This is a genomic window from Gracilibacillus salinarum, from assembly GCF_022919575.1.
Lineage (GTDB): Bacteria > Bacillota > Bacilli > Bacillales > Amphibacillaceae > Gracilibacillus > Gracilibacillus salinarum.
This window is the reverse complement of record NZ_CP095071.1, coordinates 344,199-370,555: the sequence shown is the minus strand read 5'-3', so window position 1 is coordinate 370,555 and position 26,357 is coordinate 344,199. Positions and strand designations below refer to the sequence as shown.

The following is a 26,357-nucleotide window of genomic DNA, read 5'->3' as shown; positions in this document are numbered from 1 at the left end:
GAATTCCTCCTATAAATCTATAATTTTGATATTACCAGTTTCTTTGTGCACAACCTCTAATCGATCATCAAGATTCTTAACGATCAACCAATTCTTCGGATTGAGGTTTTCGGCTACTAAGACTTCTTTATGCTTGCGTGTTGGACGACGGCCGTGCTTCATGATTCAGCACGTTCCTTAAAAGCAACCCTTTTATCGATCTCAGCATTAATTTCATCCAGGGTTTCTTTCATTTCTGCTAGGATCAGGTACTTAATTTTGTTGAAGAAACGCTCTTTATTTGCCCATCGATCATTTGGACCAAAGAAACGATAATCATCACGTAATCTGATATCTGTCGTTGATATACTGCAGATGTCCTTAGCTGTGCCACTTTCTATCCGATCAATGTTCTGCTGCACTCTTTCTTTAGCTTTCACTAACTCTGCAACCTCGCTTAAAACTTTTCGTTGATCCATTATTTATCCTCCTCAATTTTCAGTTCTTCTCCAGCAATAACTTTAGCCATGATGAGTTGGCCACTTGGTTCTTTAAACTTGGTGATCGACTCAGCATTATCAACAAATACAGGAGCAACAATATCGCTTTGGTCTGATAACACTTCTCTTAATTCCAAGCCCGCTCTGATAGATTCAGATAGTGACAGCTTGCTATAATCCTTGCCGTCCATTTGTATTTCAAATGTTGGCTTATCGTCACCATTCTTCTGCTTTTTAAATAACTTGATCGATAGATTATCAAAGAGTGATTGTACTTTTTTAGCCTGCAGTTCCGCTTCCTTGGCATAAAAGTCCTTTATGCTATCGAGAATGAAAATGGATTCATTCAGGTCATCACGAGTCTGCTTTTCAGTTTGCTCTGCTTGTTCGATCTGTTCCTGGAATGCTTCAAGCTGTTTGTACTTATTCAATTCCGCTTCGATAGGATTGATCTTATCTTGCAATGCTCGTGATTTTTCCAGTTCTTCGGCTACATCAATGTATTCCAGTTCCTCAAGATCCTTTTTTAACGCATTTCGTTTGTTAACAATGTCGCTATGCTCTGCCTTATAAGTAGCGACACGTTTTTCTTTATCTTCTTCAACTGCAGCAACGGATTTTTCATCTAAAGGTTGCTTACATGTCCTGCAGGTGCGTTCTATCTTTTCATCACGAATAGATGGCCATCTGTTTTTAGACATTTCGATTTGATCATTAAGTGAATTAATTTGTGATTGAATGTTATTAAACTCGCTGTTTGTTGTTAATGCTTCATCCGTGACTTTCTCAATCTCATTTCTTTGTTTCGTTAGTTGAGAAAGTTCCGCTTGCAAAGATTCCTGTGGTACTTTTGGTGCCTGGTCCTCGAATTGTTCCTTCAATGTCTTTGTACGGCTTTGTGCTGCAATGTATTGCTTGTCCAATTTATTTTTCTTATCACAATGGATTTTCTCAAGGTCCGCTAACGATTGTTTCTTAACAAGTTCAGCAAGTTTGTTGCTTTGTGCTTCAGGCAGTTCTTTTAATACTTCTTTGTTCGCGGGAGCCGTTACATAATCAAGGATCATTTCACGTTGTTTTTCCCAATGCATCGTAAAGAAATAATTCGGGTTAAACAGTGACAAGAACATATTTTTATCAAATAGTTGATCAAGTATTTCGTTGAATTCAGTAGCTTTACTAGGCACTTCGTTGATTAAGTATTTTGTTTTGCCCTTCTTTAGTTCGCGGCCTAGAAGCAAATCTTTGCCATCTACATCTAATAAGAGTGAAACCATTGTTTCATCTGCTTCGTATGTTACTGGTGCCGGATCCGTCTTGCTTCCAAGCGTATCTATGCCGTATAATAGCCAAGAGATAGCTTCCAATACGGAAGACTTTCCTTTTGCATTGTCACCAGTGATCTTCGTTACCTCGCCAAAGTTAACTTGTAGATCCTGGTGGCTTTTGAAATTGTTTAGCTTTAGTTCTTTGAATTTTATTTGCAATTTAATTCCCCTTCCGATAAATAATTAATGCGTCTGTTGCCCAATCTTCGTGAGTGGCACTAGCAGCAAACTTAATATCAATTACTTCAGTATCTGCATTCTCTTCTAGCCATTGATTAACTCTTCCTTCAATAAACTCTCCGGATATTTGCTTGGTTCTTATGCTTGCAGCTACTCCTAAATCCAATAAATTCACCCCTTTCTAATCTGTAAAACTTCAGGAAATACTTTTCCGCTGAATTCGGTTGGATTACTGCGTGACGAATATGGATATTCCTTATCCAGTTGCCTTAGAACAGCAGCACGATTTTCACCTTGTGCATATATCTTTCCAGTAATTAACCCTTTAGCCACTAGCATGCTTTCACCTCTTTCAACTGCTTATTACTGTGATACGTTAAGACGCGTTCTTTCTGACTTGGCGACATCATCTGCCATAGCTTTGCCTTCACTCTCAATAGCCTCACCTCCTTTCAAAATCTATAATATCTGCCGTTGTAGCTTGATTAGGATTCTTTCTGGACGCTAACCTTCGTTTTCCTGTTGGTGTCACCATATAATGAATATAATCAGCCGTTACTTCCAATTCTTTTGCACACTCTCCAGCAGTACCAGTAACCAACATTTTTTCGCCTTTGTAAACTGCATAGATAGCATTGTTTTTATAAGATAATCCAGCAGGCTTCTCCAATACTTAAACCTCCTTTCAGTACCAGTTATATCTCTCTTTCAATGCGTGATCACTTAACTGATAATTAGCACCATCAACTGTGGTTTTTTCTAAATTCATTCGACGTAATTCTGCGAATAAATCGATAGCATGATCAAAATATTGCTTGGACTTGTCCAATTCGAATTTATCTAAACAAACTAATGAAGCTTTAAAGTAGTCTCCTATTTCTTTTCGATAATGATGAGCTCTCTGCTTGTCCTTTTTTAGAAAGTGATCAGAGAATGGCATATCATTCACCCCAGTCTCTTACTTGCATATCTGCATATTCACTTTGTATCTTGCCAATTAAAAAATTACACCCGGCTGCTAAAGCTGTAATAACAACGGCACAAATAATATAAGTCATCCAAAACACCTCGCTTGACTCACTTCTTTATATAGCTTCATGACACCAGGAAACGACTGTTTAAATGCTGCTATTCGTAATGGGCCTACCATTGGAAATTCATAAGCACTTTCCATGTCTGTCATTAGTGCTGCTAGACGAATGCTTTTAATGTTGTCATCCTCAATGCCTTGAATTTCTTTGAAACGTTCTTGGAATCCTATTAAACTTTTATGGCTGTTAATTGCCATTTGTCTCACGCTCCTTCCATTCTTTCTAGATAATTGAGCAAAAAATTGGTTGTTTTAGCAGCAGGAAAGTACCACTTACCGCCTAACTTTACCTTTGGAAAATCTCTTTCATAGAAAAACGTTCTTTGAATACTTGACCAACTCATACATGTTCTTCTAACCAATTCATTCTTATCCCACATCACCATGTCGAATTCAGCTTTATCTAGCCGCTTTTCTATCTCTTCTCGACAGATGCTTTCAACTAGCGATTGATCGACTTTCACTTCGATCATTTTACTTTCCTCCTTTAGATCCCTAATATTATTTTGATACGCTTCACATGCTCTTGTGCTTTCTTACCAGTACGTTTACCGCTCAGAATGTCAGAGAGATAAGCGCCGGAGATCCCAAGCTCTTTAGCAAGCTCGCTATGCTTCATATCTCTTTTGTATAGTTCATTGCGGATTTTAATACTTAAATCCATTGGCATGGTTTTCACTCCTTTATGATAGTGTCATTTGACTGTTAGATTGATCAATTTCTATTTGTAGTGATGTAGATGGTCGCCACAATTCAATGAATCGTATAGCATCATCAAACTTAACTTTTGGAATGTCACCATAACGCGGTACTCCAAAGTGTTTCTTAAACTCTCGCCAAAATGCTGAAAATACTTTTTTGCTTGATCCTTCATATGCAACAGAGTGAATCCCACCTAATGCTTGTACCACTGAATATTTGGCAGCCTGTTGTATCTCTTGTTGTTGCAAGGAATCAATTCGCATATTGCCCTTCAGATATCTAACATCTGATTTGATAGTTTTAATTTCTCTTTCATGTTCTAATGCCGCTTGAAGTGCTATTTCTAATGATTGAGGTTGAGCTTGCTCTTTTACGTTGTAGTAGTCATCAACTAACATTTCATAAACGTTCCAGGCTTGATTAGTATTTAGTGATTTCGCATGTAGCCATGCTCCTTTTTCTGTCCAAAGATAGAGTACCTGGGCATTTCTTGAACCATCGTCAATTTGGTGACGGTTGATAAAATCATGCTTTTCTTGACCTTTTAAAGGAATAAAATGCTTACCCTCTGTATACCTATCTTGATTCCTAGTAAAGTTCTTGCTGATTACCTTGCTACTTGTTCCATAACTTTCTGCCAACTGACTTGTTGTCAAAACCCGTTGACCGTCGTAATTAATAATTGTTAAATCTGTCATGTGATCCTTCCTTTCTTTTGGTATAATCTCCCTATGAGGGAGGTGAATTTTATTACTACATTTCTAGTTATTTTGTTAATTATTTTTTTGTATCTTAGAAAATCTATAAAATTGATTTGGAAAAACTCACGAATAAATTATTTGCTCAATCTCTATAATTCTTATAAACAAGCATCCAGTCGTGAAGATAAAATGCAATCTTTTGATGCAATTGCTAGAAATAAACCATTGAGTGATGATTTACTAGGCAATATATTTCGGATCTCCCCTTCATATAAAGACTTTGAAGACGAAAGGACAATTCATCATGCTTTCATAAAGCTTCACGAAGCTTTTAATAACAATTCTTATATGGCTAAAAAATACCTTAACCCGAAATATTTCATAAAAGATTTGTTTTTTATACCTGCTAATGTGTTTGGTTTTTTAGTTAGCTATGAGTTTAAAAAGTTCCCTTCTTTCTTATTTAGTTGTATCGCATGGCTAGCTACAATTTTAATTTCTGCTTATGCTCAAGAAATCCGGACTTTTATTGATGGGATATTCCAAGCTTTAAATTAATTAAATCAATATAATGAAAAACTCCACTATGAGAAATATCACAACCATTTTCATACCAAATAAAACTCTGTCTAATTTTCTATCTAATGCGTTAAACATTATTTCTAAGATAGTTATTGGTGTTTGTGGAGTCTCATTTGTTTTTACTTCTCCCTCGCCTGATACGCCAATATCATGTGGGGGTTCTTTTTTCTCCACTATTCAACCCTCCTTTATCCACTCACACCCAAGAACCAACATTTGAAGTCTTTGCGTGACCTATTGGCGTCGCTCGCTATCTTACTGATAGGTTCTGGCGTACTCCGCTCGTTCGAATGATGGTGCTCAGGTGTGAGTGTTTTAAATTAAGCTATAAAATTAGCTAAAAGTATTGACTTAATCTATCCATTAGGATAGAATACAAACATAGCTAAATAAGACTTTAAAAAGCCTGTAATAATGCATTTATCAGCTCCCCAGCGTCAAAAATTGCATTTAGATAGGTCGTATTTTTTATTGTCTTTCTTGCTAATCAAATAGCTTACCTAGAGTATATTAGACAATTAGATAGATGTCAACACGATTCTATCCAATTAGACAATATATTTTGTTGTAAGTAGCTAGGATGGTTGATATGACAGTATTTGAAAGAGTAAAAAAACTTTGCGATGAGCAAGGAATGTCTATTGTTGAATTAGAAGAAAAGATAGGATTCGGAAGAAACTCACTTTATAAATGGAAGAAACAAAACCCAAAAACAGAAACGTTAGAGAAAGTAGCTGACTACTTCGACGTAAGTACTGATTACTTATTAGGACGTACAGACAAAAAGCGTTACTATGATCTTACTGAAAAGGACGAACAAGCTATCCAAAGAGAGCTCAAAAAAATAATTGATGGTGAAGATGTTGATAGTGCCTTCGCAGCATTTGATGGTAGAGTGTTAGAAGAATTAAATGAGGAGGATAGAGAGTTACTAATCCAATCTTGGGCAAATACATTACGTCTTACGAAACGAATGGCTAAACAGAAATTCACTAGAAAAGACTACCGAAAATAAAGCGTGGTGAAACCTCTATGTTTATTAAAGAAAGAGTGGATCAATTAGTTAAAAAACATAATACTAATAACCCTTTTAAAATTGCAGAAGAATTAGGTATACAAATTGTATATGAGCAATTAGGGAGTATATTAGGTTACTATAGCAAGACTCATCGTTGTAAAGTTATCCACATCAATGAAAGTTCACCACGAGAACAACAAATATTTACTTGCTGTCATGAATTAGGACATGCTCTTCAACATCCTGAACATAATACAGCTTTTTTGAAAGCAAATACATTTTACTCAACAGACAAAATAGAACAAGAGGCAAATGAATTTGCAATTGAATTGTTATTTAACCAAGGTGGTGATCAAATTGTGACTCTACGGGAAGCTACTGAGACATACGGCATCTCTGAGCAACTGGTTTATAAAAATTTTTGCGATTAAAACAGAACAAACATTCTTATTATAAGGAGGTGAGAAAAAAGATTGCCTTTTACCACTATTAGAAGGGAGAAATTTGCATGGGAATAAGCTACAGAAAGCATAATGGTTCTTGGGAATACAGAATTAAGTACCAAGATCCAATTACTAAAAAGTATAAAGAAAAATCAAAAAGAGGATTTAAGACAAAACCGGAAGCTAGATTCGAGGCTCAGGAAGTTGAGGACCAGCTATTAAATAACTTTGAGTTAGCTAGTCAAAATATTACTCTTAAAGAATTTCTTAATAACTGGTTGGAAGAATATAAAAATGGTGTAGTTCGAAAAAATACGTTTGATCTACACAAGAGAAATATTGAAAAACAAATTATCCCTTATTTTAAAAGCATCGATATGAAGTCGTTGAAACCTACAATGTATCAACAATTCTTAAATTCATTGCACGATAAAGAATACAGTAAAAGAACTATCGAAATAGTACACGGCACAATGCGAAATGCTATGGAAAAAGCTTTGCAACTAAACATGATTGACCATAATCCGACAATTGGTGCTGTCATTAAGGGTAAAGAAAAAGAGCGACAAATTAAATTTATTGACTCGACAGAGATACCTACATTCTTAAAAACCTCTTTTCAATACGGTTATACATTTTGGTTTTACTTTTCATTCATGATAGACACCGGCATGAGAAAAGGAGAAGTTGCAGCATTACAATGGTCTGACATTAACTTCAAGGAAAAGACTATATCGGTAAACAAGACTTTAGATTTTCAAGCCGAATCGGATGAGGAATTGTTTGGAGATCCTAAAACATTCCGTTCTAAGAGAACCATCTCAATAACAAATAATACCATTAACCAGTTAAAGGATCATTTAAAATGGCAAAATAAAAACAAACAGAATTTAAATGATATATATCGCCACGACCTAAATTTAGTTTTTTGCCGTGATGATGGATATATAATGCCTAAATCTAGTTTGTTTAATGCCTTTAGGAGAATTCTCAAGCAAGCAGGTATTTCTAACTTGCCGATCCATTCCTTAAGACATACACATGCCGTATTGCTATTAGAATCAGGAACTGATATGAAATTTATCCAGGAAAGATTAGGGCACGGAAGCTATCAAGTAACAGCTGATGTGTATTCACATATTTCTAAGCGTCTCGACGAAAAATCAATGGCTAAATATGAATATTATTTTAATCAAATCACATTTTCGAATGATGATTAATTTTTGTGGGTGTTTCGTGGGTGTGGTTGTGGGTGACTTAAAATTAACTACTTTCAATAGTAAAAGAAAAACCCCCGACACCAACAGTGCCAAGGGTTTCTGCTTATTAATAAGACTGGATATATTGTTCTCTTTCCCAAGGGTGTACTTGCGTACGGAACATATCCCACTCAATTTCTTTAGATTCAATAAAGTGCTCGAATAAGTGCTCTCCAAGCGCTTCAATGATTGTTTCATCTGTTTTTAATAGATCTAAGGCGTCAGCTAGTGTTGCTGGTAAATCTTGAACACCATTAGCTTCACGCTCTTCTTTATCCATTACATAGATATTGCGGTCCACTGCTTTAGGTGCTTCTAATTGATTTTCGATACCATCTAAACCAGAAGCTAATAACACAGATAGTGCTAAGTATGGATTCGCAGATGGGTCAACACTACGTACCTCAACACGAGTACTTAAGCCACGAGAAGCTGGTACACGAATTAATGGACTACGGTTAGATCCAGACCATGCTACGTAACAAGGTGCTTCGTATCCTGGTACTAAACGTTTGTAAGAGTTTACGGTAGGATTCGTTACAGCCGTGAAAGAAAGCGCGTGTTTAATAATACCAGCAATGAACTGATACGCTGTTTCACTTAATTGTAATGGACCATTTTCATCTAAGAAAGTATTTGTTTTCCCTTTGAATAATGACATATTACAGTGCATACCCGAACCGTTCACACCGAATAATGGTTTAGGCATAAAGGTAGCGTGTAAACCGTGTTTACGTGCAATAGTTTTTACTACAAGTTTAAATGTTTGAATATCATCTGCATGCTTTACTGCACCAGAATATTTGAAATCAATCTCATGCTGACCAGGTGCCACTTCGTGGTGAGATGCTTCAATTTCAAAGCCCATCTCTTCTAACTCTAATACGATATCACGACGGCAGTTTTCACCAAGGTCAGTTGGTGCAAGGTCAAAGTATCCACCTTTATCATTCAATTCTAAAGTTGGCTCTCCTTGCTCGTCTAATTTAAATAAGAAGAATTCTGGTTCTGTACCGATATTAAACGCGGTAAATCCTAAATCTTCTGCTCTTTTTAAGTTTCTTTTCAGGTTATAGCGTGGGCAACCTTCAAAAGGTGTACCATCTGTATTATAGATATCACAGATAAAACGTGCTACTTTTCCTTTTTCAGAAGTCCATGGGAACACAACGAATGTATCAATATCTGGATGAAGTTTCATATCTGATTCTTCGATACGAACGAAACCTTCGATAGATGAGCCATCAAACACCATTTGGTTATCTAATGCTTTATCCAATTGGCTTAATGGAATCTCAACATTTTTGATTGTTCCTAGTAAATCTGTGAATTGTAGACGGATAAATTTTACATTTTCCTCTTTGATTCTTTGCTTTACTTCTTCTTTAGTTAATCCCATTGCTATTTCTCTCTCCTTTTTATTTTAATGGAAGAATCGTGATAATTCTCCCTGTCTTAACGAGGTTTTACCAAGTCGGCCAGCATCCATTAATTCTTTATGTAGGATCTTCCGTAATTCTTTTTCAGATATTTCGGAATTCTTTTCCTCTGGTATGCTTTCGCCAGTTTTTGGCATCTTTTTCATTTCCAACACTTGCTTAATACCTGCCAGATTCAGACCTTTTTCAATCAATTCTTTAATTTCTAACAAACGATCGACATCATTAAATGAAAAAAGTCGTTGATTTCCCTCCGTTCTGGACGGATGTATTAACTGATGCTGTTCATAATAACGAATTTGTCTCGCGGATAAATCAGTTAGAGATTTGACAATGCCGATAGAAAACAAGGGCATAGAACGTCTATCTATTTCGCTCACAACCTTCACCCCTTCCTTTCGTTTTCTATAATACTATTATACATCATGCACATTTGGTGTCAAGCAATGTTAAGTAAGTTGACATAGAGATTTTAGTTTTCATCTCGCAATGCCTTGGCAGCATTGCTGACTGCAATCTTTACATGATTATACGTTAACCCCCTTGAACAAATGCTGTGTATGGCGCTCGTATAGGACCGTCTGCCGTTAATTCCAAGCTTGCACCTTGAATAAATGTACCCGCAGCCATAATAACTTCATCATCATAGCCCGGCATTGGTGCTGGATATGGAACAACATGAGAATTAACAGGTGATTGCCGCTGTATTTCCTGACAAAATGCAACCATTTGCTCAGCGGTCTGGAAAGTTACGGATTGAATCAAATCAGTACGCAATTCATCATAACCAGGTGTGGTCATATAGCCGAGCTCTTTTAAATAACAAGAGGTAAATACCGCACCACGTAATGCTTCGCTGACAGTATGTGGTGCTAAGAATAGCCCTTGATACATTTCCTGTAACATACCAATGCTTGCTCCCACTTCCTTGCCAATTCCAGGTGCTGTCAAACGATGTGCAGCCATTTCGACGTATTCATTTTTTCCAACGATATAACCGCCCATTCTGGCAATTCCACCACCTGGATTTTTTATTAAAGATCCTGCAATGAGGTCTGCGCCAATTTCGGTTGGTTCTTTACATTCTACAAATTCTCCATAGCAGTTATCGACGAAAATAATGACATCTTCTTTTATTTCTCTTACTTGTTTAATGATTTCCTCCATTTCATCGATTGTTATGGATGGCCTATCATCATACCCTTTGGATCGTTGCAAAGCGACAACCTTTGTCCGATCTGATATTTGGTCCCGAACATGTTCCATATCAACATGCCCATCTTTCAAATCTGCATGTTGATATTGGATATGGAAATCTGTTAATGAACCTGGGACATGCTGACTGTGACCAATTACTTTTTGTAAAGTATCATAAGGACTTCCTGTGATATAAAGCAATTGATCGCCAGGTCGCAATACTCCGAATAAAGCAGTGCTGATCGCATGAGTGCCAGAAGTGATCTGGGGTCTGACCAGCCCAGCTTCAGCCTTAAACACACTCGCATAAACAGCTTCTAATTTATCTCTTCCGAAATCATCATAGCCATAACCTGTGGTTGGATTAAAATCACTGTCACTCACTTGGTGAGCCTGAAAAGCTGCCAACACTTTGCCCTGATTATAGTTCTCCCGCTCCTCTATCTTTTCCAATACGGGGTTAATTTTATTCTCGACTTCCCTGATTAAAGTATCTTTCATTCTTGGTGAAACTCCTTTATCTCTTTCATTACCGGATGCTGTGGGTCCACATAGCCACTCACATCATATCCCTCTTTGGTTTCGTGGTATTCTTCTTTCTCCAAAATGGTATGCTGCCGGATTTTAGCTAAACTTTTTGCATTCTCTTCCGGAATAAATCCACGATAATACTGCCATTGCTCTTTCATTATTTTTTCTGTTTCTTGTTTGATTGTGTGGATACTGGCATCTTCCAGCGCACTGATGAGTACATAAGGAAAAGATGATGGTACAAAGTGTTCCTCATCTATTAAATCTTTCTTATTATAAACAGTCAGCATCGGTATATCATCAGCTGCAAGCTCTTGAAGCAGATGATATACCGTTCGTTCATGATCATCACGGTTAGAAGCTGCGGCATCTATTACATGCAAGATGAGATCTGCTTCACGCACTTCTTCCAAAGTCGAGCGAAATGCAGCGATCAATGCGGTAGGTAAATCCTGAATAAAACCAACCGTATCGGTTAACAGTACTTCAAAATGGGAAGGTAGCTTCATTTTTCTTGATAATGGATCCAATGTCGCAAACAGCTGATCTTCCTGGAAAGAATCGCTTTTGGATAAATTATTAAATAACGTTGATTTTCCTGCGTTGGTATAACCGACAACAGCTACCTGGAAAAGCTGTTGCTTGCGGCGGTTTTCCCGATATTGTTCACGTTGATTGACCACTTGCTTTAATCGACGTTTTATATCATCCATTCTGTTCCTTATATGGCGACGATCCGATTCTAGCTTCGTTTCACCTGGACCTCTAGTTCCAATACCACCACCAAGTCTTGATAGCGCTGCACCTTGACCGTGTAACCTAGGTAACATATATGTATACTGCGCAAGTTCTACTTGCAGTTTCCCTTCCTTCGTGCGTGCCCTTGCAGCAAAAATGTCCAGTATTAGCTGACTGCGATCAATCACACGAACGTCTAACTCTTCATGCAGATTTCTCGCTTGTCCACCGGATAATTCCTCATTCGCAATCACCAGTTCAATCTCTTTCTCTTCAATGATTGTTTTCATCTCTTCTAGTTTCCCTTCCCCAACGTAATATCTTCGGTGAGGGGATGGACGTTTTTGGACAACTTTATCAACTACCGCTCCCTGTGCTGTTTTCACAAGAGCTTCAAGTTCTTGTAACGAATCATAAAATTTCTCTTCTTTATCTTGTTGATGCATGATTGCCATCAATAACACTTTCTCGATGTCGATCACCTACTGTTTTTGTATTTAGTATTGCTTCAATGAAAAGATTGATGCATATGAAATATGATCCTGTTTCCTGTCACATCCCATATCATAAGAACTCATCTTTATGTTTTACCCATAAAAAAGGCGCTACCTTCATAATAGCGCCATCAATTTCATTTATTCCTTGTCTAGATTAACATTTTTGGATGGTGCAAAGGTAGAAATCGCATGCTTGAAAATAAGCTGTTGTTTACCTTCTGTTTCAAGCAGTACGGTAAAATTATCAAACGCTTTAACTACACCGCGTAACTGAAATCCGTTTGTTAGAAACACGGTAACAGGCAAACGTTCTTTTCTTAATTGATTTAAATACTGATCCTGAATATTGACAGATTGTGACATGGTCGTACCTCCTCTAATTTCTCTATAGTTTAATATTCTATCTTTTTGCAAAGAATCCTTCTAAATCTGATAAAATATTTTGAAAAACCTTATGTTTGGTTTCTGGTCTGATGGAATACCAGTCTACTGGCATCTTATTTTTGAACCAGGTAAACTGCCGCTTTGCAAATCTTCGCGAATTTCTCTTTAATAATTCTGTCGCTTCCTCTAATGACTGCTCTCCTTTTAAGTAAGGGATGATTTCCTTGTAACCTATTCCCCTCATTGATTGACAGTCTTCCAACCCCGCTCGGTACAACTGTTCAACCTCCGCTATTAAGCCTTGTTCAATCATCATATCTACACGCTGGTTAATGCGCTCATATAATAATTGTCTGTCCATTTCCAACCCAATAATGCGAAAATCATATGCGGAGTCCTGTTGCTGACTATTCTGGTATGCAGTCATAGTCATTCCGGTTCGGTCATATACTTCCAACGCCCTGATTAATCTTCGTTGATTATTAGGATGGATTTTTTTTGCTTGTACAGGATCTACTCGTTCTAATCGTTTAAAAACGTTGTCAATGCCTTCCCGTTCAATTTCTTCTTCTATAATTTTCTGATAACCCTCTGATCGTTGGTTTTCAGAAAATTGATAACCATATAAGACAGACTGAATATAAAGACCCGTACCACCAGCGATAATTGGAAGCTTATTCTGGTGATAAAGGGCTTGAATGTTTTGATCAACTGCTTGCTGGAAATCAGCGACAGAAAAAGTTTGATCGGGTTCAACGATATCAATCATGTGATGTGGCACACCATTTTTTTCTGTCTCTGTAACCTTTGCAGTTCCAATGTCTAATCCGCGATAAATCTGCATCGAGTCTCCACTAATGACTTCACCACCGAACTTTTTTGCAACTTCGATGGAAAGTGCTGTTTTTCCTACCGCTGTTGGTCCAACTATAACAACTAATTTCTGTTTCAACTAAATCACTTCCTGATGCTTACAATGCTTTCTTACAGTATACATTAGTTCTATTGATACTTCATCTATTACATTATTCGTTTGAACATTTTTTCCATTTCATAAGTGGTATATTGAATGATGATCGGTCTGCCATGAGGACACGTAAACGGCTCTTCGCACGTTCTTAACTGATCCAGTAAATGTTGCATATCTTCTAGATTCAAGTAATGATTTGCTTTGATTGATCGTTTACAAGACATTAATATCGCGGCCTCTTCCCTCAACTTATGCAAATCCACCCGTTTATCCTGGATTAATTGATCGACCATATCACGGATAACAGATTCCTCTTCACCTCGCGGAAACCAATTTGGGTGAGATCTTACGATATAGGCATTTTGGCCAAATAGTTCAAAAAATAAACCAACCTTCTGAAGTTCTTCCTGATATTGTTCAATAAACAAAATTTCCTGCTGTGTAAATTCGAAGGTCAAAGGCACTAACAAATCTTGTAAATGACTTTCTACGTTCCCAATTTTGTCACGAAAGTATTCGTATTTGATCCGTTCTTGTGCAGCATGCTGATCAATAATAAATAGCGCATTTTCGTTCTGAGCTAAAATATAAGTGCCGTGATGCTGCCCAATAGGATACATGACGGGCACTCTTGGCTGATCCTTTTCCCCTTGGGTTTCATCCTGTATGTCTGCTACAGTTTCCTCTTCTTCAAGTTCAGGGGGCTCAATCTCCTCTTCCACATGTGAATAATCTACTGTGTCTTGAATTGGAGTTGATTCACGTACAACGTCCTCCAAAGCTTGTTTGTTTTGCTCTGGTACTGATGGAGAAGGAGATGGAGGCTGCTGCCTGTCTTCTTTTGTTGCAACCTGCTGTTCGTCAAAAGAAAATTGAGGTTGTTCTGTTTTTTCTTTGTTAATGATCTTTTTAGTCTGACCTGCTGGAATTAACCGTTGCTGATGCAGTGCGTCTTTAATCATTTTCTCCACTGCTTGAAATAATTCTTTTTCTTTACTAAAACGAACTTCTAATTTTGTTGGATGCACATTGACATCAATTAGGTATGGATCCATCGTAATTGCTAAGATTACAACTGGCTGACGGCCAATGGGAAGAAAAGTATGAAAACCATTCGTGATTGCCTTTGCCAGACCAATACTTCTAATATAACGACCGTTCACGATAGTAGAGATATAGTTTCTGCCTGCCCGGTTTACCTCGGGCTTGGCAATAAAACCTTTTATCTGATAATCCAGTGTGTTGATTTCTACTGGAATCATCTGTTTGGCAACTGCCATTCCATAGACGGAAGCAGCAATTTGACGGATGTCCCCTTTTCCTGTTGTTTGAAAAATTTGTTTGCCATTATGGGTTAATTCAAATCGAATATGCGGATGTGAAAATGCCATACGATTCATAATATCAGTAATATGGCCTAATTCCGTATGCACCGTCTTTAAATATTTTAATCTTGCTGGCGTATTAAAGAAGATATCCTGCACCGTGATTTCTGTTCCCTGTCGTGCATCACTTCGTCCATCTTCTTTAATATGGCCACCTTCTAGTACCATCTTTGTACCTGCTTCTTCTCCAGTTGAAGTCTTTATTACCAGGCGACTAACTGCAGCAATACTGGCAAGTGCCTCCCCGCGAAATCCTAACGTGTGGACATGAAACAGATCCGTTTCATTCTGTATTTTGCTCGTTGCGTGTCGTAAGAAGGCTTTCTTACATTGATCATGCGGGATTCCTGAACCATTATCAGACACTTTTATTTCTTGCAATCCCGCTTCTGAAATATCTACTTTAATCCACGAACTATTAGCATCAACACTGTTTTCGACTAACTCTTTGACAACAGAGGCCGGACGTTCTACTACTTCTCCTGCAGCAATTTGATTGGCTAGATAATCCGGCAATTGGTTGATTTGCATTTAGTTTCGCCCCTTTAATTCTTCTGCTTTCTTCTGAAGTTGATAAAGTTGATTCATCGCATCCATCGGTGTCATTTCCAACAAATTGATTTTATTCAAACGTTCGATTATTTCATGGTTTTTTTTCGATGGTTGTTGTTTAACTGGTTCTTCTGACGCAAAAAACGCCATTTGTCCCATTGAGTAAACATTTGTTTCATTTGATTTCTGTTCAGGAACTGGCTGCACGGACTGTTCCGTCCCTTCTAACTGGGACAGAATTGTATTTGCACGCTGTATCAGTGTATCTGGTAAACCTGCCAGCTGAGCAACATGAATGCCATAACTTTCGTCAGCCGCTCCTTCATGAATCTGGTGAAGGAATACAACTTTACCTTCAATTTCTTCTGCACGGACATGGATATTCTTCAGTGCAGTCAGGCTCTCCTCGAGACTTGTTAACTCATGATAGTGAGTAGAGAACAACGTTTTAGCATGAATATGATTATGAATATATTCAATGATAGCTTGGGCTAGCGCCATTCCATCATAAGTGCTTGTCCCTCTTCCGATTTCATCCAATAAAATTAAGCTGTTCTCTGTCGCATGCTGTATGGCATGATTCGCCTCAAGCATCTCAACCATAAACGTACTCTGACCAGATACGAGGTCATCCGCTGCACCGATTCTAGTGAAAATCTGATCTACAATTGCCAATTCCGCCTGGGTTGCAGGTACATAACAACCGACTTGTGCCATGATGACGGTCAAAGCCAGTTGCCGCATATATGTACTCTTACCAGACATATTCGGTCCTGTAATCAGTAACAAATGTTTATCATCAGCAAGATTAATAGAGTTAGGTACAAATTGCTCATTTTTCATCACTTTTTCGATTACTGGATGTCTACTCTCTTCCAAATTAATGCGACGCTCAGCTGAAAAAGTTGGTCTTACAAAATTATTTTCCTCACTAACCGTTGCAAAACTTTGCAGCACGTCTACCTCACTGATGATATCAGCCAGACGCTGCAATGCTGGAATAAATTGTTTAACCTTTTCTCTAATTTCCAGAAACAATTGATATTCTAATGCTACACTTTGCTCCTCCGCCTCTAGAATCAGTGTTTCTTTTTCTTTCAGCTCCTCTGTAATGAAACGTTCTGCATTCGTTAACGTTTGTTTCCGTTGATAACGGCCTTCTGGAATCATCGGCAAATTTGGTCGTGTTACTTCAATGTAATAACCAAATACTTTATTAAAGCCGATCTTCAACGATTTAATGGATGTTTCCTGTTTTTCTTTCTGTTCCAATTCAGCTATCCAGTGCTTACCATTTCTTGATGCATCTCGGTATTGATCCAATTCAGCGTGATAACCATCTTTCAAAATATTACCATCCGTAATAGAGATCGGTGCATCTTCTGAAATACTTGTTTCTAACAAGGTGTACAGTTCTGGTAATGGATCCAAATCACGAGCTAATTCATGGAGTGCAGGGTCATCAAATTGTTGCAGCTGTTCTTTAATCATCGGCACTTTTGATAAGGAACGTTTCAATTGAATTAAATCTCGTGCATTCACGTTACCGAATGAAACTCGACCAGACAGCCTTTCCAAGTCATAAATAGATTGCAATGCCTCTCTTATTTCTTCGCGCTCAAAAAACTGCTGATAAAAACCAGTAACTAGATCTAAACGACGCTCAATCAACGACTTGGTTAGTAAAGGCCGTTCAAGCCATTTTTTTAATTTCCTTGCGCCCATTGCTGTTACAGTTCGATCAATGACCCATAACAAACTGCCAAATTTCTCTTTTCGCATCAATGAATTTGTAATCTCCAGATTGCGCTGTGAATACATATCCAGTGTCATATACTCAGCTAATTCAATTACTTGGGCTTTCTTAAGATGGTCAATAGCCCGTTTTTGTGTATGGTATAAATACTGATAAAGCAAAATACAAGTATTTCGTAAGTTAGTGTCGCTAATTTCTTCTACCAGCAGATCCATACTGTTATCTTTAGTAGATCGTTTCGCAATAGATACTGGAAACTGCAGTTTTTCTCTTAAGTTCTCTGCATAGAGCTGGCTGAAATCCTCTTCCACTACAATTTCTTTAATTGGACGGTTAACCAGTTCACTAAGGACTGCATTCCAACCATTGTCGATCGCCATGACAAATGTCTCACCGGTAGACATGTCCGTATATGCTAAAGAGAAGTGATCTTCTTCATTTTCGGTCACAACGGCAAGGTAATTATTCTCTTCATCATCAAGCATGGCACCTTCCATTACCGTACCCGGTGTGATTAACTGTACCACTTCCCGCTTTACCACACCTTTAGCCGATTTCGGATCTTCGACCTGTTCACAAATCGCGACTTTATAACCTTTTTCAACTAACGACTTAATATAATTCTCTGCAGAATGAAAAGGAACACCACACATCGGTATCCTTTCCTCCCCACCACCATCACGACTCGTTAATGTTATTTCAAGTTCCTGGGCTGCCCTTTTGGCATCCTCAAAGAACATTTCGTAAAAATCACCTAATCGAAAAAATAAAAAGCAGTCTTGATACTCTGCTTTAATTTTTAAATATTGCTGTATCATTGGCGTAAAACCCATTATTGTATCCTCCAACATTCTTTCATTCTCGTCATATTATAGCATAGAAAAAGACGAAGGATAAAGTAAGACTTCAATCAGTGGGTGTTCACTGATTGCTAACGAAACTTAACAGGAAGTATTCGTCCGTTTCCCACCCACTTAGCTTCTTATTTACTTGAAGTGAGGGTATTGCGGACGGATTAGCCCTGTGATAAAGTAGGAGTTCTGTCATTAGATTTTTTGAGATAAGCTATTAAGAATGTTTATTTACATTGGCTGAATCATCTCCACACGATTGCCAAACGGATCACGAAATTCAAATCGGTCGAAACCCGGAATAGGAACTGCTTCAACAATTTCTATTTGTTGTTTTTCTAAAAGTTTTTTCCAATAGGCTAGATCATCTACCTGATACGCAATATGTCCCTTTGTAGAATAGCGGTCAAAACCTGATTCCGTTCCTACATGAACATCTCGATCTCCAACCTCCAGCCAAAAACCACCACGTCCTCGCAAAGCTTCCGGTTTAGTTTTTTCTGGTAACGCTAATAAACCGCAGTAGAATTGCTTGCCTTCTTCTTCTGCCCCTTTTGGAATGGTTATTTGCACATGATGAACACCTTTAATCATCCAAAATCCTCCTCCTTTTACATCTAACTTCATTTTACCAAAGGATGTGAATAATGGTAATTCTAAATAAGAAAAAGACAATTTTGTCAGTTAGAGCAGATCATTTATAATTAACAAGCCTACAAAACCTTCTGTTATCAATATTAGGGCTTTTTTTTCTTCTGATTTATTTCACACGTACACATTTCTAGGCTTTTGCATAGGATATTGTAGGTTCTATAGCCAGACATTTTTATGAAGAATGGTTGCACTATAGACGAATGTCTCGCATATGATGGAATTGAAATTAGAGGGAGGTTATAATTCGATGTCTTATTTAGACCAACAATACCGAGAAATTATAACAAAAGCGGTTATTGGCAAAGGTAGAAAGTTCAAACAGGATACAAATACAATCACACCAGCTCATCGTCCGTCAAGTATCTTAGGTTGCTGGATCATTAACCATATCTATCAAGCAAAGTTAACAAAAAAAGATACAGTTGAAATTCGCGGAAGCTATGATGTGAATATCTGGTATGCATATAACGACAATACCAGAACGGAAGTAGTGACTGAAAAAGTCGAGTATTGTGACTATGTACCACTTTCCATTCGTGACAAACACCATATCGGAGATGACTGTGAGGTTATCGCGAAAGTGATTCAACAGCCAAATTGCTTAGAATGCAGTATCGAAACACACGGAAACAAAATCGTAGTCGATGTAGAGCGAGAATTTATTGTAGAAGTAATCGGCGAAACAAAAATTTGTGTAAAAGTAGATCCAAATGGAAAAGTACATGATGATGATGAGTGGGATTTTGACGTGTCCGATGATGAACTAGACGAAATCGATCCAGACTTTTTAGATGATTACGAAGAAGAATAATGATTACAGTGTGGGGCATGCTCACACTGTATTTTTTTATTTATCTAAAAGTAACTTTTTCAATACTTTGCACAACTTTCGGGATCTAGGTTAACTGGCAAGTTGCAGCATAAAATTTCTTGCATTAAAAGCTTTCACTACGTCTAGCTTCTTCAATGCCAGAATTTCATGCTTTCGTACGTAAATAAAGCGGGATAGTACATCCGGTTTTAACTAACAAACTAATATACAACTATCTATAATATGGATTTTGTTAACTAGCTGCTTAGTGGTGATTTTGAAATGTTTCATGTGCTGGAATGCCGCTCCGGTCAACCACTGATGTATGTATAGGAAATCAACTTCATGTTCAATTTGATAAGTGCTGCGGCTGCACTTATATACTTTCTTGAACGAACACAAAAAATGACCAACACATGTGCTGGTCATTTTAACGTTTAGCAGGAGTGACTGCTGTTTTTTCTTTTGGAGCCTGTTTCACCAGATAACAAATCGCCGTCTGTGGAGCGAATCACTTCATTCGTTATTTCTCTAGCGATCGTGTTGGTTACCAGCTGCAACAGGTCATTGATCACTACTTGAGAATCTTTGAATTCTTGCACAACCGGAATTTCATCAATTTCTTGTTGAAGTCGATCAATTTCTTCCTCTACTCGCTTTAATGCTTCTTGTTTTCCATAAGCCTGGAAGTTAACTGCTTGTTTTTGCAATGCTTTGATTTTTTTGATCGAGCTTTGTATTTTATTGTTTTCATTCAATTTTGCTTCTAATTGTTTGAAGCGATCAATTTCTTCAATGTTAGCCATTTTTTCTGCAAGACCGCGTGCTTCTTGCAGTACTTCTGCTCTTGTATACTTCGCCATTTAATTCACCTCAACTGCTGATTCGACTAATTCTCCATCCAGTGTCCACGTTTTTGTGTTAGTAATTTTCACTTCCACAATTTCACCGATAATGGATTTTGGTCCTCTGAAATTAACTAATTTATTACGTTCCGTATAGCCAGACAAGACATCAGGGTCTTTTTTACTTTCTCCTTCGACTAATACTTTAACTGTTTCGCCTTGGTATGTTTCCATAGCCTCTGCTGATTGTTTATTAACAATTGCATTCAAGCGTTGCAGACGTTCTTTTTTCACTTCCATTGGAATATTGTCTTCCCAACGCGCAGCAGGTGTACCTTCTCTTGGTGAATAAATAAATGTGTAGGCACTCTCAAATCCTACTTCTTCCATTAACGATAACGTCTCTTCAAATTGTTCATCTGATTCATTTGGAAAACCAACAATAATATCTGTTGTTAATGTTGCATTTGGCATCGCTTTTCTAATTTTACGGACGAGTTCCAGGTAGTCTTCTCTTGTATAACGACGAGCCATCACTCGTAAAACATCAGAGCTTCCGGATTGTACAGGTAAGTGAATATGGTCTAACAGATTACCACCCTGTGCCAACACTTCAATGAGACGATCATCAAAGTCTCTTGGATGAGATGTCGTAAATCGGACTCTAGGAATATCAATTTTGCTGATTTCTTCCATTAATTCTCCTAAACCATATTCAAATTCCAAGTCTTTCCCGTATGCGTTTACGTTCTGTCCTAATAATGTAATTTCCTTATAACCTTGAGCAGCAAGATGTCGAACCTCCTGAATGATGTCTTCAGGCATACGGCTACGTTCTTTTCCTCGTGTATACGGAACAATACAATAGGTACAGAATTTATCACACCCATACATAATGTTTACCCACGCTTTGATTTTGCCTCTGCGTGCCTTCGGAAGGTTTTCAATGATGTCCCCTTCTTTTGACCAAACCTCGACAACCATTTCTTTACCGAACATTGCTTCATTAACTAACTGCGGTAATCGGTGAATGTTGTGGGTTCCGAAAATCAGATCGACAAACGGGTGCTTCTTTAAAATACGGTTAACTACGGACTCTTCCTGAGACATACAACCGCAAACTCCGAGAATTAAATCAGGCTTTTCCAATTTCAGCGGTTTCAAGTGTCCTAATTCACCAAACACTTTGTTTTCGGCATTCTCTCGAATCGCACACGTATTCAGCAGAATGATGTCCGCTTCGTGTGTATCATCAGTTGATGTATACCCCATTTGCGTCAGAATCCCTGCCATTATTTCCGTGTCATGTTCATTCATTTGGCAACCATATGTGCGGATCATGAATTTTTTCCCTTTACCTACCGCTTTCATTTCAAGTGGAATATCAAAGTCATAATGAATATCTACATCTTTTTTTAAACGTTTTTTAGCCTTACGCATATTCGGTGGTTCATATGTTGTCTGAAAATATTTAGAAATCAAGTCATCACTTGACATGCTCTTTAAACGATCTAAATTGTCATTCGTATCGGATTTTACGTCCGGCGAATCTGACTGTTTAATTTGTTGATTTTCTAATCGTTGTTTTTCATTCATGTTTTTATCTCCTTCCTTACCCCATTATCCAATCCAACAAAAGATAAAACTACTTCATCTATTATAGGGGATAAAACAATGAAATACAAAGCGTATTTCTCGAATTTTTGTATTTAGTTAGGGAAATGAGCTAGAAAGTTCTGAAATTGTATTTTTTTGTTGATCCCATTAGGGAAAGCTTGTGTCATTTTCTCTTGTAGAAAGCGATAATCTTCAATAGAGTTTACCCGGTCAATTAATTGATCTGTGCCATCAAAATCAGAACCGAAGACGAGATGGTTCTCACAACCTAATTGCAAAAAATAACGGATATGCTTAAAGAGATCATCTATATTTACATCAAATTTATTTGCAACAAAATATCTTACAAATGTCAGACCAATCAACCCATCTTTAGCAACAATCGCTTTTATTTGCTGGTCCGTTAAATTACGTTGGTGCGGCATAATCGACCTACTATTGCCATGAGACACAATAACGTGATTTGCTAGTTCGACCGCTTCATCAAATCCATGTTCTGATATATGCGCAAGATCTACCCAAGTGTTTGTTTGGTTGGCAAGTTCAATAACTTCCCTGCCGAAATCGGTTAGTCCACAACCACGCGGTTCACCAATCCCATCTACAGCCAAATTAGGATTATTCCAGGACATTCCGACCATTTTCACACCCAGCCGTATCAAGGTTCGAAGTTTATACAATTCATAACCGATGCAATCTAAGCCTTCTAGCGTGAGTAATGCACCTTTTTCGTGTGGCAGCAAAGATTCAACATCTGTCACCGACTGTATCAAGTGAATATTTCGGTAAGGCTTAATAATTCTCTCATAAAATATATCAATCATATGTATAGCAACCGTGAATTTAGCCTCTGTAGGCACATGTTCTGGAATATAAATAGCGAAACATTGCACTTGTGCCGGACTGTTCATCCATTTCTGGTAATTGACATGTAAACGCTGATCCAGAAAATCGGTATCGTGTAACCACATTTTCATTAACGCATCACAATGGCAATCTATGAGCATCTTCTACACCTCTGTTAGTAGAATACATAAAAACCTGTTTGTTAAAAAACAAACAGGTTACTATATTACTTATTACCTTGGTTCAACAATCAGTTTAATAGCTGTTCTTTCTTCATTATCAATGATAATATCCGTAAAAGCTGGAATACAAATGAGATCGACTCCACTCGGAGCAACAAAGCCACGTGCGATCGCAACTGCCTTCACTGCTTGATTAAGTGCACCAGCACCTATTGCCTGGATTTCCGCTGAACCACGTTCTCGTAATACATTTGCAAGTGCGCCTGCTACAGAATTCGGATTCGATTTTGCTGAAACTTTTAATATATCCATTCCTGGTACCTCCTTCAAATGCTATTGTTATCCCACTTTTACTATATTCATGATAATGAAAGATATTCCATTTTATTATGAAGGATAATGGACAAAATTTCAAATTATTCGGTAGTATCAAGGCTTAAGAAAAGAATGGATGATCATCATTTATCAAGATACGGTCGATTTGTTTTGCTTTGCCTGTCGTGGTATCAACATCAATCAAAACACCACTTAATTGAGAGCGTCCCGTTTTAGGCACTTCGAACCGAACAGGTAATCCTGTTAGAAATTTTTTGATAACAGCTTCTCTTTCCATACCTAATATTTCATCATATGGTCCTGTCATACCAACATCTGTGATATATGCTGTACCACCTGGTAGTATTCGGTTATCGGCCGTTTGAACATGAGTATGCGTACCTACGACAACGCTCGCCTTTCCATCGGCATACCAGCCAAATGCCTGCTTCTCACTAGTAGCTTCGGCATGAAAATCAACAAATATAAGGTTTGTACGTTTTTTTGCTTCCTGAATCAATTGATCCAATTTGCGGAAAGGATCGTCAACGGGTTGCATAAATGTTCGGCCTAATAAATTAATGACTGCAATTTCTTTGCCATTCGATTTAATATAGACAATCTCTTTACCTGGTGTATCTGGAGGTAAATTTCCTGGACGAACCATATAAGTGGCATCATCAATAAAATTAAAAATTTCTCGTTTATCCCATGTATGGTTTCCCATTGTTAACGCTTGTGCTCCAGTTTCCAACAAACTTTTATAAATTTTTTCCGTTATACCTTTTCCAGCTGCAGCATTTTCACCATTGATAATCGTGACATGCGGCTGGTATTTCGCTTTTAGTTTAGGTAAGTATTCTTGTACCATCGTTCTTCCTGGTGAGCCTACAACATCACCTATAAATAAAATCTTCATGAAGTGTTCTACCTTTCTATTATAGTACCCATAGTCTTGCATACAATGTTTCAAAAGTCAAAAATTGCATATGCGACGTATGTGTGCAACATCCTATCATATGGATTATGTATAGTGGATCTGTTGTCTGACTTGGTGGTGATTTTGATAGATTTCATCTGCGTAACAAAGCTCCGGAAATAAGCTCACGCTCATTTCCACGGGAGTCTCCACCTGTTTCCTACGCTTTAGGGAAATTCTCTCTGCTATTTCTTACAACAAAAAATAGAGAGACTAGGACCTAGTCTCTCTATTTTGCATATTCAACTGAACGAGTTTCTCGAATAACGGTTACTTTGATATGTCCTGGATAATCCAGTTCATCTTCTATACGTTTTCGAATATCGCGTGCGATTTTGGTTGATTCTGCATCATCAATTTCATCTGGCTTCACGATAATGCGGATTTCTCTACCAGCTTGAATAGCAAAAGATTTCTCAACGCCAGCGTATGACTCAGAGATCTCTTCCAGCTTTTCTAATCGCTTAATATAGTTTTCAAGTGTCTCACTTCTCGCTCCAGGTCTTGCAGCAGATAATGCATCCGCGGCAGCGACAATTACTGAAATAACAGATGTCGCTTCTTCATCACCATGGTGAGAAGCAATGGCATTGATTACTACATCGTTTTCCTTGTATTTCGTCGCTAGCTCTTTACCGATTTCAACGTGACTACCTTCCACTTCATGGTCGATAGCCTTACCAATATCGTGTAATAAACCGGCACGTCTAGCAAGTGTTTGATCTTCTCCGAGCTCAGCAGCTAATAGACCGGATAAGTAAGCCACTTCTGTAGAGTGTTTTAATACATTCTGTCCATAGCTTGTTCGATATCTTAATCGTCCTAATATCTTCACTAAATCAGGATGAAGACCATGAACGCCTATTTCAAATGTTGTCTGCTCTCCAAATTCACGAATATATTCATCGACCTCACGTCTCGATTTGTCCACCATTTCTTCAATTCTTGCTGGGTGAATTCGCCCATCCTGCACAAGTTTCTCAAGCGCAATTCGAGCAATTTCCCGACGAATTGGATCGAAACCAGATAAGATAACTGCTTCTGGTGTATCATCAATGATTAAATCAATACCTGTCAGTGTTTCTAAAGTTCGAATATTTCGACCTTCTCGACCAATTATTCGACCTTTCATCTCATCATTCGGAAGATTGACAACGGAAACAGTCGTTTCAGCGACGTGATCAGCGGCACAACGTTGCAAAGCAAGCGATAAAATATTTTTAGCTTTCTTATCAGCTTCCTCTTTTGCACGATTTTCAGCCTCTTTTATGATCATTGCTGATTCATGTGTGACTTCTTCTTCGACACGCTGTAAGATAATTTGTTTTGCTTGTTCTGTTGTGTATCCTGAAATCCGTTCTAATTCTGCTTCTTGCTCGCTTAACATTTCTCCAACTTTGCTTTCCATTTCTTCAATTTGTTGTTGTTTTTCTGTCAGCGAACCTTCTTTTTTCTCTAGCAATAGCTCACGCTTGTCCAGTGTCTGGTCTTTACGATTAAGATTTTCTTCCTTTTGCATGAGACGACTTTCAAGCTTTTGAATCTCTGCCCGACGTTCTCTGAGCTCTTCATCAGCTTGTTGACGAATTTTGTGGTTTTCGTCTTTTGCTTCCAGTAATGCTTCTTTCTTTGCAACCTCAGCGTTTTTATAGCCCTCTTCTACAATTTGTTTTGCTAATTCTTCTGCACTCGAAATCTTCTTCTCAGCAATTTGTTTTCGAATCAGATAACCAACAACAATACCGACAAATGTAAGCAAAATGGAGATGACAATGTTATAGTCCATACTTTCACCTCCTCTTGCTATAAACTTGTACAACTGTTTTAAGTCGGCATGTACAATAATACGCATAAAAATAAATAACTGTATAATAGTATGTTTTAATTATACATGTTAATTTTAATCTTCTATGACAAGGATGTCAAGGATTGTAAAGATTTTGCATTCTATTTGTGAGAACATACAAAAAGATGATCAAGTATGGGATCCGTCCTTATGTACGCGGTTGCAGTTTTATCAGCAAAA

Annotated in this window: 31 protein-coding genes and 1 pseudogene; 5 read left to right on the top strand and 27 right to left on the bottom strand. The window is 37.8% G+C overall.

The window, feature by feature from the left end; genetic code table 11:
• Positions 1–9 precede the first annotated feature (9 nt).
• The 11 genes from MUN87_RS01825 to MUN87_RS01775 all read right to left on the bottom strand — a co-directional run bounded on the left by MUN87_RS01825 (position 10) and on the right by MUN87_RS01775 (position 4,477).
• Complete coding sequence (locus MUN87_RS01825; protein ID WP_244745794.1) at positions 10–162, bottom strand: DUF6906 family protein; 153 nt, start codon at positions 160–162, stop codon at positions 10–12.
• Positions 159–458, bottom strand: a complete 300-nt coding sequence (locus tag MUN87_RS01820; protein ID WP_244745792.1) for a hypothetical protein — start codon at positions 456–458, stop codon at positions 159–161. Before MUN87_RS01820 ends, MUN87_RS01825 begins: the two co-directional genes overlap by 4 nt.
• Positions 458–1,966 (bottom strand): AAA family ATPase, encoded by a 1,509-nt coding sequence (locus MUN87_RS01815; RefSeq protein ID WP_244745790.1) that lies wholly within the window; start codon positions 1,964–1,966, stop codon positions 458–460. Before MUN87_RS01815 ends, MUN87_RS01820 begins: the two co-directional genes overlap by 1 nt.
• Position 1,967: 1 nt before the next feature.
• Positions 1,968–2,153, bottom strand: a complete 186-nt coding sequence (locus MUN87_RS01810) for a hypothetical protein (protein WP_244745788.1) — start codon at positions 2,151–2,153, stop codon at positions 1,968–1,970.
• 5 nt (positions 2,154–2,158) lie between these two features.
• On the bottom strand, positions 2,159–2,326 hold the full coding sequence (locus tag MUN87_RS01805) for a hypothetical protein (RefSeq protein ID WP_244745786.1): 168 nt from the start codon (positions 2,324–2,326) through the stop codon (positions 2,159–2,161).
• Between the two features lie 103 nt (positions 2,327–2,429).
• Positions 2,430–2,657, bottom strand: a complete 228-nt coding sequence (locus MUN87_RS01800) for a hypothetical protein (RefSeq protein ID WP_244745784.1) — start codon at positions 2,655–2,657, stop codon at positions 2,430–2,432.
• A gap of 15 nt (positions 2,658–2,672) precedes the next feature.
• Entirely contained in the window at positions 2,673–2,927 is a 255-nt protein-coding gene (locus tag MUN87_RS01795; RefSeq protein WP_244745782.1) for a hypothetical protein, read from the bottom strand.
• 114 nt (positions 2,928–3,041) lie between these two features.
• A complete protein-coding gene (locus MUN87_RS01790; RefSeq protein ID WP_244745780.1) occupies positions 3,042–3,275 on the bottom strand; it encodes a hypothetical protein in 234 nt (77 codons plus the stop codon).
• Between the two features lie 5 nt (positions 3,276–3,280).
• Entirely contained in the window at positions 3,281–3,550 is a 270-nt protein-coding gene (locus MUN87_RS01785) for a group-specific protein (protein ID WP_244745778.1), read from the bottom strand.
• A gap of 14 nt (positions 3,551–3,564) precedes the next feature.
• Positions 3,565–3,747, bottom strand: coding sequence for a helix-turn-helix domain-containing protein (locus MUN87_RS01780; protein ID WP_244745776.1), 183 nt, complete (start codon positions 3,745–3,747; stop codon positions 3,565–3,567).
• A gap of 13 nt (positions 3,748–3,760) precedes the next feature.
• Entirely contained in the window at positions 3,761–4,477 is a 717-nt protein-coding gene (locus tag MUN87_RS01775) for an ORF6C domain-containing protein (protein ID WP_244745774.1), read from the bottom strand.
• Positions 4,478–4,588: 111 nt separating this feature from the next.
• Between MUN87_RS01775 and MUN87_RS01770 the strand changes: the two genes are divergently transcribed.
• Positions 4,589–5,038, top strand: coding sequence for a hypothetical protein (locus tag MUN87_RS01770; RefSeq protein WP_244745771.1), 450 nt, complete (start codon positions 4,589–4,591; stop codon positions 5,036–5,038).
• On the opposite strand, the gene MUN87_RS01765 is transcribed toward MUN87_RS01770, so the two are convergent.
• The gene (locus tag MUN87_RS01765; RefSeq protein WP_244745769.1) at positions 5,039–5,236 is read right to left on the bottom strand and encodes a hypothetical protein; all 198 of its coding nucleotides are present in this window, start codon (positions 5,234–5,236) and stop codon (positions 5,039–5,041) included. It abuts the gene before it with no gap.
• Between the two features lie 415 nt (positions 5,237–5,651).
• Here MUN87_RS01765 and MUN87_RS01760 point away from each other — a divergent pair, with 415 nt between their 5' ends.
• The 3 genes from MUN87_RS01760 (at position 5,652) to MUN87_RS01750 (ending at position 7,743) form a co-directional block, all read left to right on the top strand.
• On the top strand, positions 5,652–6,077 hold the full coding sequence (locus MUN87_RS01760) for a helix-turn-helix domain-containing protein (RefSeq protein WP_244745767.1): 426 nt from the start codon (positions 5,652–5,654) through the stop codon (positions 6,075–6,077).
• Between the two features lie 17 nt (positions 6,078–6,094).
• Positions 6,095–6,511 carry an ImmA/IrrE family metallo-endopeptidase gene (locus MUN87_RS01755; protein ID WP_244745764.1) on the top strand — a complete coding sequence of 139 codons (417 nt, stop codon included), beginning with the start codon at positions 6,095–6,097 and terminating at the stop codon, positions 6,509–6,511.
• A gap of 77 nt (positions 6,512–6,588) precedes the next feature.
• Positions 6,589–7,743, top strand: a complete 1,155-nt coding sequence (locus MUN87_RS01750) for a site-specific integrase (RefSeq protein WP_244745762.1) — start codon at positions 6,589–6,591, stop codon at positions 7,741–7,743.
• Positions 7,744–7,849: 106 nt separating this feature from the next.
• Here MUN87_RS01750 and glnA read toward each other — a convergent pair whose 3' ends face one another.
• The 9 genes and pseudogenes from glnA to MUN87_RS01705 all read right to left on the bottom strand — a co-directional run bounded on the left by glnA (position 7,850) and on the right by MUN87_RS01705 (position 18,676).
• Complete coding sequence (glnA, locus tag MUN87_RS01745) at positions 7,850–9,181, bottom strand: type I glutamate--ammonia ligase (protein WP_244745760.1); 1,332 nt, start codon at positions 9,179–9,181, stop codon at positions 7,850–7,852.
• Positions 9,182–9,205: 24 nt separating this feature from the next.
• On the bottom strand, positions 9,206–9,577 hold the full coding sequence (locus tag MUN87_RS01740) for a MerR family transcriptional regulator (protein ID WP_244747849.1): 372 nt from the start codon (positions 9,575–9,577) through the stop codon (positions 9,206–9,208).
• A 116-nt stretch (positions 9,578–9,693) separates the two neighbouring features.
• Positions 9,694–10,919 (bottom strand): annotated as a pseudogene (locus MUN87_RS01735) (methionine gamma-lyase family protein).
• The gene (gene hflX / locus MUN87_RS01730) at positions 10,916–12,142 is read right to left on the bottom strand and encodes a GTPase HflX (protein WP_305037431.1); all 1,227 of its coding nucleotides are present in this window, start codon (positions 12,140–12,142) and stop codon (positions 10,916–10,918) included. The pseudogene MUN87_RS01735 and the gene hflX overlap by 4 nt, the downstream one beginning before the upstream one ends.
• Before the next feature lie 180 nt (positions 12,143–12,322).
• Positions 12,323–12,547 carry an RNA chaperone Hfq gene (gene hfq, locus MUN87_RS01725; RefSeq protein WP_244717311.1) on the bottom strand — a complete coding sequence of 75 codons (225 nt, stop codon included), beginning with the start codon at positions 12,545–12,547 and terminating at the stop codon, positions 12,323–12,325.
• Positions 12,548–12,584: 37 nt separating this feature from the next.
• The gene (gene miaA, locus MUN87_RS01720; RefSeq protein ID WP_244745758.1) at positions 12,585–13,520 is read right to left on the bottom strand and encodes a tRNA (adenosine(37)-N6)-dimethylallyltransferase MiaA; all 936 of its coding nucleotides are present in this window, start codon (positions 13,518–13,520) and stop codon (positions 12,585–12,587) included.
• Positions 13,521–13,588: 68 nt separating this feature from the next.
• Positions 13,589–15,454 carry a DNA mismatch repair endonuclease MutL gene (gene mutL / locus MUN87_RS01715; protein ID WP_244745755.1) on the bottom strand — a complete coding sequence of 622 codons (1,866 nt, stop codon included), beginning with the start codon at positions 15,452–15,454 and terminating at the stop codon, positions 13,589–13,591.
• Entirely contained in the window at positions 15,455–18,064 is a 2,610-nt protein-coding gene (mutS, locus tag MUN87_RS01710) for a DNA mismatch repair protein MutS (RefSeq protein ID WP_244745753.1), read from the bottom strand.
• A gap of 249 nt (positions 18,065–18,313) precedes the next feature.
• The gene (locus MUN87_RS01705; protein ID WP_244745751.1) at positions 18,314–18,676 is read right to left on the bottom strand and encodes a VOC family protein; all 363 of its coding nucleotides are present in this window, start codon (positions 18,674–18,676) and stop codon (positions 18,314–18,316) included.
• 307 nt (positions 18,677–18,983) lie between these two features.
• Here MUN87_RS01705 and MUN87_RS01700 point away from each other — a divergent pair, with 307 nt between their 5' ends.
• Complete coding sequence (locus MUN87_RS01700) at positions 18,984–19,547, top strand: outer spore coat protein CotE (RefSeq protein WP_244745749.1); 564 nt, start codon at positions 18,984–18,986, stop codon at positions 19,545–19,547.
• Between the two features lie 437 nt (positions 19,548–19,984).
• On the opposite strand, the gene MUN87_RS01695 is transcribed toward MUN87_RS01700, so the two are convergent.
• The 6 genes from MUN87_RS01695 to rny form a co-directional block, all read right to left on the bottom strand.
• Entirely contained in the window at positions 19,985–20,410 is a 426-nt protein-coding gene (locus MUN87_RS01695) for a YlbF/YmcA family competence regulator (RefSeq protein WP_244745748.1), read from the bottom strand.
• The gene (miaB, locus tag MUN87_RS01690; protein ID WP_244745746.1) at positions 20,411–21,988 is read right to left on the bottom strand and encodes a tRNA (N6-isopentenyl adenosine(37)-C2)-methylthiotransferase MiaB; all 1,578 of its coding nucleotides are present in this window, start codon (positions 21,986–21,988) and stop codon (positions 20,411–20,413) included. It lies immediately after the preceding gene.
• Positions 21,989–22,101: 113 nt separating this feature from the next.
• Positions 22,102–22,986 carry a dipeptidase gene (locus MUN87_RS01685; RefSeq protein WP_244745743.1) on the bottom strand — a complete coding sequence of 295 codons (885 nt, stop codon included), beginning with the start codon at positions 22,984–22,986 and terminating at the stop codon, positions 22,102–22,104.
• 102 nt (positions 22,987–23,088) lie between these two features.
• Positions 23,089–23,349, bottom strand: a complete 261-nt coding sequence (locus MUN87_RS01680; RefSeq protein ID WP_244717333.1) for a stage V sporulation protein S — start codon at positions 23,347–23,349, stop codon at positions 23,089–23,091.
• A gap of 124 nt (positions 23,350–23,473) precedes the next feature.
• Positions 23,474–24,271: a 2',3'-cyclic-nucleotide 2'-phosphodiesterase gene (gene ymdB, locus MUN87_RS01675; RefSeq protein ID WP_244745741.1), complete on the bottom strand. Its 798-nt coding sequence runs from the start codon at positions 24,269–24,271 to the stop codon at positions 23,474–23,476.
• Positions 24,272–24,560: 289 nt separating this feature from the next.
• Positions 24,561–26,117 (bottom strand): ribonuclease Y, encoded by a 1,557-nt coding sequence (gene rny / locus MUN87_RS01670; RefSeq protein ID WP_244745739.1) that lies wholly within the window; start codon positions 26,115–26,117, stop codon positions 24,561–24,563.
• Between the last annotated feature and the right edge of the window lie 240 nt (positions 26,118–26,357).

Excerpts from the sequence above, each read along its gene's own strand:
- MUN87_RS01755 (WP_244745764.1), top strand. The coding sequence starts at position 6,095 with ATGTTTATTAAAGAAAGAGTGGATCAATTAGTTAAAAAACATAATACT.
- MUN87_RS01740 (WP_244747849.1), bottom strand. The coding sequence starts at position 9,577 with ATGCCCTTGTTTTCTATCGGCATTGTCAAATCTCTAACTGATTTATCC.
- MUN87_RS01705 (WP_244745751.1), bottom strand. The coding sequence starts at position 18,676 with ATGATTAAAGGTGTTCATCATGTGCAAATAACCATTCCAAAAGGGGCA.
- MUN87_RS01700 (WP_244745749.1), top strand. The coding sequence starts at position 18,984 with ATGTCTTATTTAGACCAACAATACCGAGAAATTATAACAAAAGCGGTT.
- mutS (WP_244745753.1), bottom strand. The coding sequence starts at position 18,064 with ATGGGTTTTACGCCAATGATACAGCAATATTTAAAAATTAAAGCAGAG.
- mutL (WP_244745755.1), bottom strand. The coding sequence starts at position 15,454 with ATGCAAATCAACCAATTGCCGGATTATCTAGCCAATCAAATTGCTGCA.
- MUN87_RS01780 (WP_244745776.1), bottom strand. The coding sequence starts at position 3,747 with ATGCCAATGGATTTAAGTATTAAAATCCGCAATGAACTATACAAAAGA.
- MUN87_RS01805 (WP_244745786.1), bottom strand. The coding sequence starts at position 2,326 with ATGCTAGTGGCTAAAGGGTTAATTACTGGAAAGATATATGCACAAGGT.
- hfq (WP_244717311.1), bottom strand. The coding sequence starts at position 12,547 with ATGTCACAATCTGTCAATATTCAGGATCAGTATTTAAATCAATTAAGA.
- MUN87_RS01825 (WP_244745794.1), bottom strand. The coding sequence starts at position 162 with ATGAAGCACGGCCGTCGTCCAACACGCAAGCATAAAGAAGTCTTAGTA.
- glnA (WP_244745760.1), bottom strand. The coding sequence starts at position 9,181 with ATGGGATTAACTAAAGAAGAAGTAAAGCAAAGAATCAAAGAGGAAAAT.
- miaB (WP_244745746.1), bottom strand. The coding sequence starts at position 21,988 with ATGAATGAAAAACAACGATTAGAAAATCAACAAATTAAACAGTCAGAT.
- ymdB (WP_244745741.1), bottom strand. The coding sequence starts at position 24,271 with ATGAAGATTTTATTTATAGGTGATGTTGTAGGCTCACCAGGAAGAACG.
- MUN87_RS01785 (WP_244745778.1), bottom strand. The coding sequence starts at position 3,550 with ATGATCGAAGTGAAAGTCGATCAATCGCTAGTTGAAAGCATCTGTCGA.
- MUN87_RS01820 (WP_244745792.1), bottom strand. The coding sequence starts at position 458 with ATGGATCAACGAAAAGTTTTAAGCGAGGTTGCAGAGTTAGTGAAAGCT.
- MUN87_RS01685 (WP_244745743.1), bottom strand. The coding sequence starts at position 22,986 with ATGAAAATGTGGTTACACGATACCGATTTTCTGGATCAGCGTTTACAT.
- rny (WP_244745739.1), bottom strand. The coding sequence starts at position 26,117 with ATGGACTATAACATTGTCATCTCCATTTTGCTTACATTTGTCGGTATT.
- MUN87_RS01795 (WP_244745782.1), bottom strand. The coding sequence starts at position 2,927 with ATGCCATTCTCTGATCACTTTCTAAAAAAGGACAAGCAGAGAGCTCAT.
- MUN87_RS01695 (WP_244745748.1), bottom strand. The coding sequence starts at position 20,410 with ATGGCGAAGTATACAAGAGCAGAAGTACTGCAAGAAGCACGCGGTCTT.
- MUN87_RS01750 (WP_244745762.1), top strand. The coding sequence starts at position 6,589 with ATGGGAATAAGCTACAGAAAGCATAATGGTTCTTGGGAATACAGAATT.
- MUN87_RS01775 (WP_244745774.1), bottom strand. The coding sequence starts at position 4,477 with ATGACAGATTTAACAATTATTAATTACGACGGTCAACGGGTTTTGACA.
- MUN87_RS01680 (WP_244717333.1), bottom strand. The coding sequence starts at position 23,349 with ATGGATATATTAAAAGTTTCAGCAAAATCGAATCCGAATTCTGTAGCA.
- hflX (WP_305037431.1), bottom strand. The coding sequence starts at position 12,142 with ATGGCAATCATGCATCAACAAGATAAAGAAGAGAAATTTTATGATTCG.
- MUN87_RS01790 (WP_244745780.1), bottom strand. The coding sequence starts at position 3,275 with ATGGCAATTAACAGCCATAAAAGTTTAATAGGATTCCAAGAACGTTTC.
- MUN87_RS01760 (WP_244745767.1), top strand. The coding sequence starts at position 5,652 with ATGACAGTATTTGAAAGAGTAAAAAAACTTTGCGATGAGCAAGGAATG.